Source organism: Mycobacterium sp., from assembly GCF_032162605.1.
Classification (GTDB): Bacteria; Actinomycetota; Actinomycetes; order Mycobacteriales; family Mycobacteriaceae; genus Mycobacterium.
In genome coordinates, this window is the sequence record NZ_JAVROT010000088.1 from 17,872 (window position 1) to 32,411 (window position 14,540).

Annotated in this window: 10 protein-coding genes and 1 pseudogene; 9 read left to right on the top strand and 2 right to left on the bottom strand. The window is 68.1% G+C overall.

The window, feature by feature from the left end; translation table 11 throughout:
• The first annotated feature begins 9 nt into the window (after positions 1-9).
• Entirely contained in the window at positions 10-708 is a 699-nt protein-coding gene (larB, locus tag QOI01_RS04935) for a nickel pincer cofactor biosynthesis protein LarB (protein ID WP_526379073.1), read from the top strand.
• Here the strand turns inward: larB and larC are convergent.
• Positions 687-1,913: a nickel pincer cofactor biosynthesis protein LarC gene (gene larC / locus QOI01_RS04940; protein WP_526379128.1), complete on the bottom strand. Its 1,227-nt coding sequence runs from the start codon at positions 1,911-1,913 to the stop codon at positions 687-689. The genes larB and larC overlap by 22 nt on opposite strands.
• A gap of 229 nt (positions 1,914-2,142) precedes the next feature.
• On the opposite strand from larC, the gene QOI01_RS04945 reads away from it, so the two are divergent.
• From QOI01_RS04945 to QOI01_RS04980, 8 genes and pseudogenes are all read left to right on the top strand, one after another.
• Positions 2,143-3,816 (top strand): class I adenylate-forming enzyme family protein, encoded by a 1,674-nt coding sequence (locus QOI01_RS04945; protein WP_526379074.1) that lies wholly within the window; start codon positions 2,143-2,145, stop codon positions 3,814-3,816.
• A 17-nt stretch (positions 3,817-3,833) separates the two neighbouring features.
• On the top strand, positions 3,834-4,868 hold the full coding sequence (aroF, locus tag QOI01_RS04950; RefSeq protein WP_526379075.1) for a 3-deoxy-7-phosphoheptulonate synthase: 1,035 nt from the start codon (positions 3,834-3,836) through the stop codon (positions 4,866-4,868).
• A gap of 12 nt (positions 4,869-4,880) precedes the next feature.
• Positions 4,881-6,866: an FAD/NAD(P)-binding protein gene (locus QOI01_RS04955; RefSeq protein WP_526379076.1), complete on the top strand. Its 1,986-nt coding sequence runs from the start codon at positions 4,881-4,883 to the stop codon at positions 6,864-6,866.
• Positions 6,867-6,939: 73 nt separating this feature from the next.
• A complete protein-coding gene (locus QOI01_RS04960; protein ID WP_526379077.1) occupies positions 6,940-8,337 on the top strand; it encodes a class-II fumarase/aspartase family protein in 1,398 nt (465 codons plus the stop codon).
• Positions 8,330-9,470, top strand: a pseudogene (locus tag QOI01_RS04965) (branched-chain amino acid aminotransferase). Before QOI01_RS04960 ends, QOI01_RS04965 begins: the two are co-directional and overlap by 8 nt.
• 3 nt (positions 9,471-9,473) lie before the next feature.
• On the top strand, positions 9,474-10,082 hold the full coding sequence (locus QOI01_RS04970; protein ID WP_526379078.1) for a mycothiol-dependent nitroreductase Rv2466c family protein: 609 nt from the start codon (positions 9,474-9,476) through the stop codon (positions 10,080-10,082).
• Between the two features lie 18 nt (positions 10,083-10,100).
• Positions 10,101-11,357 (top strand): ATP-grasp domain-containing protein, encoded by a 1,257-nt coding sequence (locus QOI01_RS04975; protein WP_526379079.1) that lies wholly within the window; start codon positions 10,101-10,103, stop codon positions 11,355-11,357.
• Positions 11,354-12,586, top strand: a complete 1,233-nt coding sequence (locus QOI01_RS04980) for an ATP-grasp domain-containing protein (protein ID WP_526379080.1) — start codon at positions 11,354-11,356, stop codon at positions 12,584-12,586. Before QOI01_RS04975 ends, QOI01_RS04980 begins: the two co-directional genes overlap by 4 nt.
• Here QOI01_RS04980 and QOI01_RS04985 read toward each other — a convergent pair.
• Entirely contained in the window at positions 12,552-14,519 is a 1,968-nt protein-coding gene (locus QOI01_RS04985; RefSeq protein ID WP_526379081.1) for a serine/threonine-protein kinase, read from the bottom strand. The genes QOI01_RS04980 and QOI01_RS04985 overlap by 35 nt on opposite strands.
• Positions 14,520-14,540 lie beyond the last annotated feature (21 nt).

The window sequence follows — 14,540 nt, forward strand, 5'->3', positions numbered from 1 at the left end:
GGCGGAACCATGACCAGGTCCTCAGAGCCCGATGACCGTTGGAAGCCCGACGAGGCGCTGACCGCCTTCGCCGACCTCGATGTCGACCGTGCAGCCCGACGCGGTTATCCGGAGGCGGTGTACTGCCGGGGCAAGACGGCCGAGCAGGTCCGGCTCATCGCCGGTGCGCTGCGCGGCCACCGAGCGCGCACGTTGTTCACCCGGGCGAGCCCGGAGCAGGCCGCAGCGATTCTCGGCGAGCTGCCCGACGCCTTCCACGACGCAGCCAGCGGGCTGCTGGCGTGGCCGCCCGACCCGCCGGATCCGGTCGGTGGGCAGGTCCTCGTCGTGGCTGCGGGCACGGCCGACCATCCCGTCGCGCGGGAGGCCCTGCTCACCGCCCGGCACCTGGGCCGCAGCGCCGATCTGATCATGGACGTCGGCGTCGCCGGCCTGCACAGAGTGCTGCGGAGGCTTGACGCGCTCCGTTCGGCCAGGGTGATCGTCGTGGTGGCGGGTATGGACGGAGCACTGCCCGGGGTGGTCGCCGGACTGGTCGCGGCGCCGGTGGTGGCGGTGCCGACGTCGACCGGGTACGGCGCGGCGTTCGAGGGCCTGGCGCCACTGTTGACGATGCTCAACAGTTGCGCGCCCGGGGTAGCCGTGGTGAACATCGACAACGGTTACGGCGCAGGCCACCTTGCCGCTCAGATAGCTGCACCATCCTGATCGCGAGGCTCGCCCGACCATGGCGCGCCGGGACGGAGCATCGCGGCGTCGGCGGCCGCGATCGCCTCGTCGAGCACCTGCCGCACCGGTAAGTCGCGGGCCCGGGCCACGGCCGCGGCGTCGTCGAACTCCGGGGTTGCGTGCACGATGCGTCCGGCCCGCACCGCCACCTTGATCCGCACCTCGCCGCCGCGCAGCGCGACGGCCCGCCAGCCTCGGTCCAGGGCCACGCGGGACACCGGATACTCCCGTACGCCGATCGTCGAAGTCAACGCAAAGACGTTGTCGCGCAGTTCTGCCCGCTCGGCGTCCCGGGCGAGCACGCATAGCGTGTGCGCTGGCCGACCCTTCTTCATCACGATCGGCACCAGCCACGCGTCGGCGGCTCCCGACTCGAGCAGTGCGGCCAGCACCGTCGGCCATACCCGCGGATCCAGGTCGTCGACGTTTGTCTCCAGTACCCACATGCCGTCGGCCGTCGGCACATCGGCGATGGGAATGCCGAGGGCCACGCGGACCACGTTGGCCCGCCCCGGGACGTCACGCCCACCCGCGCCCACTCCCACCGCGGTGATCTCCATCGGTCCAATCGACCCGCACTCGTTTGCCAGTGCACGGATCAGAGCCATGCCGGTAGGCGTGGCGAGCTCGCCCTCGCCACCCGCGAGGACACGCCAGCCTCTGGCGAGCTCGAGAACCGCGGGTGGTGGCACCGGCAGATCGCCGTGGGCTGAGCCGACCCGCCCGGAGCCCACCGCTACCGGGCTGGCCGTCACCCGTGTGACAGCGAGCTCGGCCAGCGCGGCGCACACGCCGACGATGTCGGCAATCGAGTCCCACGAACCCACCTCGTGGAAATGCACGTCATCGGGTGCGACTCCGTGCACCCGCCCCTCCGCGTCGGCAAGCCGTGCGAACGCCGCGAGCGCGGTGGTGCGCACCGCGCTGGGCAGCTCAGCGTCTTCGAGCATCGAACGGATGCGTGCCCACGAGCGGTGCGGATGATCCTCGGCACGACTCTCGACGTCAATCTTCAACGCGCGCAGGCCGGCTCGGTGCACTGTGCTCGTTCGTAGTGCGACCTCGCCGGGCACGACGGCGGACACTGCGGATTCGACCCGGTCGAGCGGGGCGCCGGCGTCGATCAATGCGCCCATCAACATGTCACCCGCGATGCCCGCGGTGGCGTCCACCCACAGGTGCAAGCCCGCACTGTGCCCCATGACCGCCACGCTATGCCGTCGACCCGGCCGCGGTGATGACAGTCGCTAATTCGGTTGTGCCGCAGGATGTTCAGTGCCGAACCTGAGGCAGCCGCAGCACATCGAACGAGCCCGGTGCTTACCCCACGGATAGGAAAACCTTCCCATCGACACGTGGAATCTGGCTTCCCGGCGATTACGCGAGCACGTCGCGATCACCACCATTTCAGTCATGACCCCGTACACACACAAGACGGTCCTGACCCCGGAACTGAGGGCCAAGGTGGCCGCGGACTCCGGCATCGGCGGCGGCAACCTGCTGCACTCGATGCTCGCCATCAACCCGTATCCGGATGAGCCGTTCATCCACTCGCTGACTCCGGTGCCCTACACCGACGGTGAGACGCGGACCGAGTTCAGCCTCCGCGACCTCGACCACCTGGTCCAGAGCTGGTCGGTGTGGTACCAGGCGCAAGGCGTGCGGCCGAAAGACCGGGTCGCGATCTTTCTGCCCGACTCCATCGCATATTTCGTGCACTACTCGGCCATCGCCCAGCTCGGCGCCATCGCCGTGCTCATCAACTGGAAGGCGCCGCGGGAGAGTGCGATCGCGTTGTGCGAGCGGACCGGCGCGATCGGCCTGTACACCGATCTGGAGCGATTGGACCGGATCGGGCCCGATCTGGACAAGCTGGCGCTGCGGTGGATCAGGACCATCGAAGAGATGCCGAGTCCGGCTTCGGCGACGCTGAGCGACGAGGCACGGTTTAGGCATCATCCCGAGGACCCGGTGGGAATGATGCACTCGTCGGGCACGACGGGCCTGCCCAAGCCGGTCATCCACACCCACCGCACGATTCTGGAGGGTCCCAAGTTCCGTGCCGTCGACTACAAGGAGGAACCCGACGCACTGATCATGACCGCGCTTCCGCAGTCGCATCAGGGCACCATCTCGTTCACCTCCTACGCGGTCCTGACCGGACAGCCGTTGCTGGCCTGGCGGGATGTCACCGGCGAGGAGCTGGCGGCGGCCATCCCGGAGCACCAGCCGACGATGGTGATGGCCTTCGGCCATGCCTACCCCGAGCTCGCCGCGCTGGAGACTCCTACCGGCGCCCTCGACTCAGTGAACATCTGGGTCTCCATGGGGGATGCCGTGCACGAGCGGCACCTGAAGAACGTCCTCGCGCGCCGCTCTGCAGACCTCCCACCAGCTGCCTTCCTCGACCGCCTTGGCACCACCGAGCTGGGATGGGGCGTCTTGATGCATCCACGCACCCTGGCGACCCAGCGCAACGACCGCTGCGTCGGCCGCTCGGTCGGCTTCGCAGAGGTCGCCATCCTTCGGCCGAACGGCACTCTCGCCGCACCGTACGAGTGCGGGTTCCTCGGGGCGAAACCACCGTCCATGACCGTGGGGTACTGGGGCAACCAGGAGACCTATTACCGGAGCATCCTCGCCGGTTACTGGCTGACCGGCGACGTCGCCTTTCGCGACGACGACGGCTACTTCTACCAGGTCGACCGCGCGGTCGACGTGGTGCACACCGCGCAGGGGCCCGGCTACTCGGTGCAGATGGAGGAGCTGGTCCTCAACGAGGTCGTCGGCGTCGAGGACTGCACGGTCGTCGCCGGCGGATATCGAAACGAGACGGTGGCCGTCGCCGTGGTGACTGGAGCGGACATCGACCCGGAAAAGGTGCTGTCAGCGGCCAATGATGCGTTGCGCGCGACCGGGAAGCCGGAATTGGCCATGGTCGAGGTCGCGAACGCCGACGGCGACTTCCCACTCGGCGTCACTGGTAAGTCGCTCAAGCGCTACCTGCGCGAGAAGTACGAGGACCTCGTCGTCTACCTCGGCGATCACCAAAGCAAAAACCTCGCCACGAGCCCTGCGCTCGCCTAATTCGATTGGGAACCGCCATGACTACATCAGACATTCTGCTCGTCTTCGACAAGACCGTTACCCCCGCCGGCGTCGAGGGATGGATGCGGCACCTGGAATCTGCCAACGCACCCACCGATGTGTACCGGCTCGGCACCACTCACGTCCTGTCGGTATCCGATGTGGACCTCATCCACCGGGGGGGGCCGGTGCTTCCCGAGCCCACCCACCAGGTGCTGTGGAACACCGACGTCTGGTTGGGGCGCAGGGAACTGCGCCCCGGCGGGACAGTGGTTTCCTTCGGCACGACCACGATCGGCGACGGTTCCGTCGCGGTCATCGCCGGACCGTGCGCGGTCGAATCTCCCGAGCAAACGCACGCCACCGCGGCCTTCGTCGCCGAACACGGCGCCGTCGGCCTGCGGGGTGGCGTCTTCAAACCGCGGACCTCGCCGCATTCCTTCCAGGGCCTGCAGTGGGACGGCCTTGACCTGCTTGCCGAAGCCGGGGAGCGGACCGGCCTACCCGTCGTCACCGAGGTGGTCGACCCGGAGCACGTCAAGCGGCTGGCCGCGGTGGTCGACGGGTTCCAGATCGGGGCCAGAAACATGCAGAACTTCGCGCTGCTGACCGCGGTGGGTCAGAGCGGCCTGCCGGTCGTGCTCAAGCGCGGCTTCGGCTGCACCATGGAGGAAACACTCGCCGCGGCCGAGTATCTGCTGGTCGAGGGCAACGACCAGGTGGTGCTGTGCGAGCGGGGGATCCGCACGTTCGAACCGTCGGCGCGCTTCACGCTGGACCTCACCGCGGTCGCGCTGTGGAAACAGCGCACCCACCTGCCGGTGATGGTGGATCCCAGCCATTCCGGTGGCCTGCCCGAACTCGTGGAACCGCTGTCGCTGGCCGCGGTCGCGGCCGGCGCGGACGCGCTACTGATCGACGTCCACGTTGCGCCGGAGAAGGCGTTGTGCGACGGCAACCAGGCACTTCGCCCACAACAGTTCGCCGACTTGATGACCCGGCTCGCCCCGATGGTGGCCGGACTCGGCCGCCACATGAGCAGCGGCGGGTAGGGCAGTGACCCCATGTCCACTGAGAAGCTACAGCTGGCAATCGTCGGATTCGGCCCACGCGGCTTGTCGGTCGCGGAACGCCTCTGCGCCAACGTCGAGTCGCTCCTGCCGGACGGTCGGGAACTCGTCATCCACCTCGTCGACCCGTACGTGTTCGAGGGCGGCCAGGTATGGCGAAGCACGCAGGACCAGGCGCTGTTGATGAACACGGTGGCCTGCCAGGTAACCATGTTCGTCGACGACACCGTCGACTGTGCCGGGCCGGTGGTGAGCGGGCCGAGCCTCTACGAGTGGGCCCGCTCGATCGCCCTGATCGGCATCCCGAACGTACCGGAGGCGGTTCGCGCCGAAGCCGCCACGCTCGGGCCGGACGATTATCCGTCTCGGGCGTTCTACGGGAGTTACCTGCAGTGGACGCGCGACCGGATCATCTGGTCGGCGCCCCCGGCGGTCAGCTTCATCTCGCACCAGGCGACCGCCGCCGACGTTCGGGATACCGCGCCTGGTTTGCAGGAAGTCGTACTGGACTCCGGGGAGACCATCGGCAATCTGGACGCCGTGGTGCTCGCGCTCGGTCACATGCCGCATCGTCTCGGCAAGTCCGAGGCGGCCCTCGGCCAGTTCGCCGACCTGCACGGCCTGCGGTATGTCGCACCGAGCAACCCGGCCGACGTGCCACTGGACGCGATCGGAGCGGGTGAGTTGGTGATCTTGCGCGGCATGGGCCTCAACTTCTTCGACTACATGGCGCTGTTGACCATCGGTCGTGGTGGCACGTTCACGCGCGAACTCGGCGGCACCCTGAGCTACCTGCCGTCGGGTCGGGAACCGCGCCTGGTTGCGGGATCACGGCGTGGAGTGCCCTACCAGGCTCGCGGCAAGAATCAGAAGGGGCCGTCCGGCAGGCACGAGCCGCGGTACCTGACCGCCGAGGTGATCGAGCGGCTGCGAGCCCGCGCCGACGCCGGGGTACCCGCAGGCTTCCGGCGGGACATCTGGCCGATGATCGACCAGGAAGTCCGCACGGTGTACTACGCGACGCTGGTGCGGGAGCGTCGCTGCACCTGCGACGCCGAGGAGTTCACCGCCCTGTTCGCCGCGGCGGAGCGCGCGCTGGTGCCGACCCTCGGAGATCCTCTGGCCATCCAGGAGAGCGACGCCCAGCGCACCGTGCTCAGCAAGTTCGACATCTATCCCGACGAAAGCTGGGACTGGCGCAAGATCGCGGCGCCGTTCGTCGACGACGATCTCCGCTCGACCCAGAGCTTCCGCAGCTGGCTGCGGTCCTATCTGGACAGTGAAGTCCGGGAGGCCGGGAAGGGGAACGTGGCCGGTCCGCGCAAGGCCGCCCTGGATGTGCTGCGGGACCTGCGCAACGAGATCCGGTTGCTGGTCGACCACGGTGGCCTTTCCGGCGACTCCTACCGGGACGAACTGCAGCGTTGGTACATGCCGTTGAACGCCCACCTCTCCATCGGGCCACCGGCCGAACGCATCGAGCAGTTCGCCGCGCTGGTGGATGCCGGCGTGCTCGAGGTCCTCGGCCCGGACCTGCGCGTCGACTGCTCGGACGGACACTTCGTCGCGTACTCCCGAACCTGTCCCGACCTCACGGTGCGGGCTACCACGCTGATCGAGGCGCGCCTGCCGGAAGTCGACCTGCACCGGACGACAGATCCCCTGCTGCGGACGCTGCTGGACCGGGGCGAGTGCCAGCCGTACCGCATGCCGATCCGCGGCGGCGGTCAGTACGTGGCAGGTGGTGTCGCGGTCACCCGGCGGCCGTACCGGCTGCTCGACGCTGCAGATCGCCCGCACGCGCGGCGTTTCATGTTCGGCGTGCCCACCGAGTCGGTGCACTGGGTGACCGCGGCGGGCATCCGTCCCGGCGTCAACTCCGTGATCCTCGGTGATGCGGACGCCATCGCCCGGTCCTGCCTGCGACCGCTGCTGCTCGCCGATGATCGCGGCGACCACCGGACCGAGACATCGGCGTGACCGCCCGAAGGCGACCGCGAGTGAGGATCGCAGCGAGGGACGAGCGAGGACCGGAGCGAGTGGGAGCGGAGGCATGACTATGGACTATGGAATTCTGGCGCCCGCATGGGCGGCGACGGGAGCGGCTGACCTCGTCGACGACAACGCATTGCTGACAGCCATGCTCGCTACGGAAGTCGCCCTGGCCGAGGCGCAGGCCGAGTTGGGCGTGATTCCGGCCGGCGCAGCGAAGGCGATCAGGGTCGCCGCCGTGCCCGCCGCCATCGACCTTGCAGTGGTGGCTGCGGGAGTGCGGGAGACGGCCAACCCCGTCGTATCGTTCGTCGAGCAGCTCACCGCTGCGGTCCGGTCCGTCGACACGTCCGCCGCCGAGTATGTACACCGCGGCAGCACCAGCCAGGACATCCTGGACACCGCACTGACCCTGCTGTGCGCGGCGACGCTGAACCGAATCGAAAGCGACCTACTGGCGTGCGCCGACAGCCTGGCTGGACACGCCGATCGACATCGCGCGACACCGATGGCCGGGCGCACCCTGACCCAGCACGCCGTGCCCGTCACCTTCGGGCTGAAGGCGGCCACCTGGCTGCATCTGGTGCTCGACGCCGTGGAGCGGGTGCGCCGGACCCGCGCGGCGCTGCCGGTCTCGCTGGGCGGCGCGGCGGGCACGCTTGCCGCATACCACCAGTACGCGGTCGACACCGGCGATCCGGTTGACGCGACGCTGCGCTTGCCCGAGTTGGTGGCCCGTCGCCTTGGGCTGGCCGAGCCGACCCTTCCCTGGCACGGCATTCGCACGCCCCTGGCCGACGTTGCTGCGAGCTTGATGGTCACCACCGGAGCGCTCGGCAAGCTGGCCGCCGACGTCCTGGTGCTCACCCGGACCGAGATCGGGGAGGTCACCGAGGAACCGGCGCCGGGACGGGGCGCGTCCTCGGCCATGCCGCAGAAGCACAACCCGGTGTTCTCGACGCTCGTCGCGACCGCGGCCCGCCAGCTGCCACCGATCGCCCTCGTGCTGTTCGGTTCCATGGCCGTGGAGGACGAGCGGTCTTCGGGTGGGTGGCATGCCGAGTGGCAACCTCTGCGGGAGTGCCTGCGCATCGGTGCCGGTGCCGCCGCCAATGCCGCTCACCTCGCGGCATCGCTTCGGGTCTCACCCGAGGCGATGGCGGCGAACCTGCGGCTGACCCGTGGCGCCATCGTCTCCGAGCGCGTCAACGTGGTTCTGGCGCCGTTGCTCGGCAAGGCCAAGGCCAAACAACTGCTGACCGAGGTGACCGCGGCGGCCGAGCGGGACGGTGCCGACGTCGCCGACCTGCTCGCGGTCGCGCTTGAGGAGGCCGGAGTAGCTGTCCCCAACGTGCCGGGACTGTTCGATCCGTCCGGCTACACCGGGGTGTCCGGTCCGCTGGTCGACCGGGCGCTCCAGCGTTTCGACGATGTCTTGAAGGAGATCTCCCATGGCTGATGTCGCCCCGCTGGAGTTCGACTGGCAGCGTGCACGGCCGATCCCGGCCAGGCGGCGGGCAGAACTGCTCGCGCTGCCGGGGTTCGGCGACACCTACTCCGATCACATGGTGACCGTGCGGTGGAATGCCGAGCTGGGCTGGCACGACGCCGGGATCGGCCCGCTTGCCGCGTTCGCACTGCACCCCGCCACCATGGCGTTGCACTACGGCCAGACGGTTTTCGAGGGCTTGAAGGCCTTCTGGCGCCCCAACGGTCACCGGGCCTTGTTCCGGCCCGTCGACCATGCCCGCCGATTCGCCCGCTCGGCGCGCCGGATGGCCATGCCCACGCTGCCCGAGCAGGACTTCGTCGCGGCATTGGAGGCGCTGCTGCGGGCCGACGGTGACTGGGTACCTCGCACTCGAGGACACAGCTTCTATCTGCGGCCGTTCATGATTGCGTCGGAGGCGCAGCTGGGCAACCGCCCCGCCGAGGAGTACCTGTTCGCCGTGATCGGCGGCCCGGCACGGCCCCCATCCGCGGAGCCGAAGCCGATGCGGTTGTGGGCAGCCACCGAGTACATCCGTGCGGCGCCGGGCGGTACCGGTGCGGCCAAGTGTGGCGGCAACTACGGCGGCTCCTACATCGCCCAGCGACAGGCCGCGGCCAACGACTGCGACCAAGTCGTGTGGCTGGACGCGCGGGAGCGCCGGTACATCGAGGAAGCGGGCGGTTCCAACCTGTTCTTCGTGGAGTCGACCACCGAAGGCCCCCGCCTGCGCACGCCTCCGTTGAGCGGAACCCTGCTGGCGGGCGTCACCCGGGACACGATCCTGCGGTTGGCGGGACGACTCGGTTACCCGGTCGCCGAGGAGCCGCTCACGCTCGACGAGTGGGAGCAAGGGCTGCCGAGACGGGCGTATCACCGAGACCTTCGCGTGTGGCACCGCCCGGGCCATTGCCCCGGTCGGGCACGTGGTCTCCGCGCAGCGGGACTGGCCGGTGGGGGACGGCACTGCGGGGCCGGTCACGTCGCGGCTGCTGAAGGCATTACTCGACATCCATTGCGGCCAGACTCCAGACGAATTCGGCTGGATACGTCTCGTCGACACCTACGGCGAGGCCTCCACACCCCGCCTCGAGGAGGGATGATCCATGTCCACGACTCCCAAGGTCGACTTCTACTTCGACCCGGCCTGCCCCTTCGCCTGGATCGCCTCCCGGTGGATTCTCGAGGTGGAACACAGGCGGAAAATCGATCTGCGGTTCCGGGTGATGAGCGTGTCCGTGCTCAACGAGGATCGGGAGATCTCCGAGTGGTACCGGGACTTCTGCGACCGTGCGTGGGGGCCCGCGCGGGTCTGCATCGCCGCCACCCAGCACCATGGCGAGGAGGCGCTGCGTCACCTCTACACCGCGCTCGGCACCCGAATCCACAACGGGCGCAACAAGAACTACCCGGAGGTGGTCGGGCAGGCCCTCGCCGAGGTGGGCCTGCCAGCCGAGCTCGCCGAAGCGGCTGACGGGACCGACTACGACGAGGTCCTGCGCAAGAGCCACGCGGCGGCGCTGGAACCCGTCGGTGCGGATGTCGGCACCCCGACGATCCACATCGACGGCATCGGGTTCTTCGGGCCGGTGCTGACCGCCATACCGCGGGGCGTCGAGGCGGCACGCCTTTTCGACAGCGCCAGGACGCTGGCCGCCAACCCTCATTTCTTCGAGCTGAAGCGGGCTCGCTCCGGCGACCTGAACTACGACTGACAGAACGGACGTGTGCACATGAAACGTATCGGGATTGTGGAGTCGAACCGCTCCGGATCCGGGTTCGACACCTTACGGGCGGCCAGGAAGCTGGGTTTGCACGTCACCTTCTTCAGCTGCGGGCTGGATCGCTACCACGCGACGCCCGGTGGCACGGAGGTATTGCGCACCTGCGTCGACGAGGTCGTTTCCTGTCCGACCCACGAGCTGGCGCCGTTGCTGGCGGCGGTGAAGGAGGTCGACGCCACGCATCCGCTCGACGCGTTGCTCTCGGTCGCCGAGTACGAGGTGGTTCAGACCGCCGAGGTCGCCCGCCAGCTCGGCCTGCCCGGCCCGGATCCGGACGCCGTCCGGATCGCGCGCAACAAGGCCGACCAACGACGGCGCTGGGCCGAACGCGGCGTGCCCATCCCGGCATTTCGCGCCGTGACCACGGCTGAGCAGGCGGCGCGGGCCGCCGAGGAGATCGGGCTGCCGTGCGTGGTCAAGCCCGTCGACGAGACCAGCGGGGCGAATGTCGTCCGGTGCACGACCGTGCCCGAGGTGATCGACGCCTTCTCGGCGGTGCGGTCCGAACCGACCAACCGCCGCGGTCAGCCCCGCCATCCAGAGGTGCTCGTCGAGGAATGCCTGGTCGGCTTCGAGGTCAGCGTGGAGGTTCTGGCCGAGGCCGGATCCGTCCGCGTGCTCGGGGTGACCGACAAGCTGGTCGGGGGCGGCAACCGGTTCATCGAGCTCGGACACAGCTTCCCGACGGCACTGCCTGCACGGATTCGGGACGAGCTGGAACAGGCCGCGGTGGCCGCGACCATGGCGGTGGGCTTCGACCTCGGCATCGCGCACGTCGAGCTCAAGTACACCGCCACGGGTCCCACGCTGATCGAGATCAATCCACGGCCGGCCGGTGACCAGATCACCGAGCTGATGGACCGCAGCCTCGGGCTGTCCACCATGGAGCTGTTGATTCGCCAGTACCTTGGCGAGTTCGTCGGCGCCATCGAAGCGGATCCGGTACGGGGCGCGGCGATCCGGTACCTCACCGCACCTGCCGGTGTCGTGAGCAGCGTGACCGGATTGGAGATCGCCGCTGCCGTGCCCGGGATCTGCGAGGCCGTGGTGTCCATCGAGCCCGGTGGGCGGATCAACCCGTTGCGGGTGAACGAGGACCGGATCGGCCACGTCCTGGCCACCGCCGACGATCCATACCTGGCCGGCCGGATCGCCGAGGCCGCGGCCCAGCAAATCGAGGTGCGAGTCCTAGGAGTAGCGACATGACGAACTTGGTGATGGTGATGCCCTACCAGGCATACATACGGAAGGCCCAAGCCGAAGGGTTCCGGATCCACGCGATCTGGGACCCCGCCGAGGCCGAGCGACTGTTCGGTGCGGAATCCGCCCAGTACCTCCGGGACGTCGAGGCACTCGCCGACGGCTTCCGGTTGGTGGACTTCACCGATCACGCCGCCTATGCCGACGCGATCCGCGCGGCTGTGCGAGAGACCGACGCCGACCACGTCTGGCACGTCGGCTGCGAGGAATCGATGATGCTCGCCTACGAGGTAGCCGACGATCTGGGAAGAGCGGTCAACTCACCGCGGTCGGTCGAGCTGCTCAACGACAAGCTCGCCATGCGCACCCTCCTGCGCGACAAGGGCGTCTCCGCGGTCCGGTTCGCCATCGCGGAGCACTGGTCCGACGTGGCGGCACTGCTGGCGGACTTCACGCTGCCCGTAGTCGTCAAGCCGACCACGTTGTCCGCCAGCCGGGGGACCTACTTGCTCACCGACCCCGCCGACTTGCCTGCTTGGGGCGAGTCGCTGACCGCCTACCAATATGACGGGCCGCTGCTCGTCGAGGAGTACCTGCGCGGCCCGGAGTTCAGCGTAGAGACGTTGACAGTGCGCGGCGAGCACCACGTCATCGGCGTCACCCGCAAGCTGCTCGGCCCGCTGCCGCACTTCGTGGAGCGGGGGCACCTGTTCGGCGCGGCGGCCACGGCGGAGACCAGCCGGGTGGCCGCCCTCGCGGTGGAACTGCTCGACGCCGTCGGGTACCAGTGCGGCCCGGCGCACACTGAGATCATCCTCACCGCGGACGGGCCGCGGATCGTGGAGTCGCAAGCTCGGCTCGGCGGGGACAAGATCCCCGACATCATCCAGATCGCCCGGGGTTTCGACATCAAGCGGGCGATGTTCGGCGCCCTCGCCGGCAGGGCGCCCCGGCCGGCGAGGGCGCAGTCCATCGGGCACATCGCCTACCTGAGCTTCCCCAGTGGGGTTCTTCGGTCGGTGTCCGGCCTCGACGAGGCCCGCGGGCTGGATTTCGTCGCCACCCTGAACTTCCCGTTCGCGGTCGGGGACGTGCTCCCGGAGACGGTGAGCTCGAAGACCCGGCACGGCTTCGCGATCCTCACCGCGTCCGAGAATGCCGCGCAGGCCTTGGCTCGCGCGGACCGGGTGCGCGAACTGATCAGGGTCGAGGTGTCGGCACCCGGTTGCGAATGACCCGCTCAAGCGCCGCAATGTCGGATTCGATCTGCCGCGACAGCCAATACACCAGTACGAACCCGGCAATTCCGCCGATACACAGCATTCTGATCGCCACGATGATTTCGGCGATCTCGGGGGCGGTCAGGAAGCTCACTGCCACGATGCCGAGCAACGGCACCGAGGCCGCGACTGCCAAATAGCGTGACAGCCGACGGCGGAGTGCGCGAAGCTGTTCTGCCTCTCGTGGATCGGTCTGTCCGTGTGCCACCAGTTCCGGATAGACGCTGCGCACGATGTAGAAGGTGAACAGGAAGAACGGGTACGCGATCGCGATTGCGCCACACACCGCAAGCGATCCCACGAAGTGGATTGCCGACGTCCCGGGGATTCCACCCGCGACGAACTGCAAGGTGATCGCAAACGTCAGCCCGGCGAGCAACCACATCCCGAACACCACGAACACCACCCGATCACTTGCGACGAGACAGTCGTGGCGCGCTCGGGCCAAGGTCTCTCCGGGCGGTGCAGGCCCACGCCGCAGGCGCCGCGGGACAAGGATCACGTAACGGCACCAGTAGACCAGCACCACGAAGGCAAGCGGAAAGAAAATAACGTTCAGCAGTGTCATGACCAGGTCGAAGCGGCCCTGGCCCTGCTCGGAGAGCTTGCTGACGATGAGGAGCTGATTGTGGTTGATGTTGTATGCGGTGGCCAGCAGGTTGGGAATCAGGATGGCCAGCGAACCAATCGGCAGAAAGAACGGCCGCAGCCGCAGCCGCCAACTTCGGGCGGGCGGATCCACCAGGTCACGGGCTTGCGGATCAAGGCACAACTGCAGGTGCTCGGCGAGTTCAGCGCCCGATGCCCAGCGCTGATCACGATCGGCGCTCAGTGCCTTCAGCAGCACTCTGCGTAGCGCGGCAGGGCAGTCCGCCGGTAGCGCGGCGAGTGCCTCCGAGGAAATACCTTGGCTGCGGGTGGCAAGCATCAGCTCTAGCGCGGTGGTGTCTGAGACCGATCCGCCCGAGCGCGCCCGAGCGGCTTGCGCCTCGGAATCATCGAACGGTTTCAGGCCGGTCAGCAGTTCCCACAGCACGACCGCCAGCGAGTAGATGTCGCTGCGGGTATCGAGCTTCGCCGCATCTTGCATGTGCTCGGGCCGGCAAGCCACGAGCTGCTCGGGCGACATATAGGACAGTGAGCCGCCGAAATAGGTGAACGGGCTTGCGCCGGATATGTTGCGGGCGAAGCTGATGTTGAAGTCCGCCAGTTTGGGGGTGCCATCGGGTGCGAGTAGGACGTTCGCGAGCTTGACGTCGCGGTGCAGGACACCCCGTGAAGTCGCATAGTGCAACGCCTGAGCTAGTCGTTTCCCCAGCCACGCGACCGTCTCGGGCCAGGATAGGGTGGCGAGCTCAGCGCGGGTCGATGAATCGGTTGGCCGGATCTCGCCGCGCGACTCCAGTGACTCGTCGACCGCGTCGAGCAACGCCTGACCGGAGTCGGGTGTTCGCCCCGCTCGGCGTATGGCTTGAACGACGTTGAGCAGCGTTCCGCCTGGCAAATACTGCATGTACAGCAGCCGCCAGTCTCGATCGCGGACGATTCGCTGGTCGAAGACCCGGACGATGTAATCGTGATCAAGCTGGGCCAGGGTTTGTGGTTCGTCGCCTCGGTTCGCGGAGATCTTGACTGCCACCAGACGTTGCAGCGACCGTTGCCGGGCCAGAAAGACTCTTGCGAATACGCCGCTGCCGAGTTCGATGAGCAAATCGAAGTCGTCGAGTCGCTGGCCGACCTCGATCTCGGTGAGGCGGGTGCATGGGGTGGTTATGACAGACGATGATCCGAGTGTTCCGGTGCCGTTTTCCGTCTCGTCGACGGTGTGGGCCGCCGTTTGAGTCGCAGTGAGCTCGGCGGGGTGGGTGGCAGTCGGATCTGTCGTCATGGAAACCTCGTTCCAGGTCAC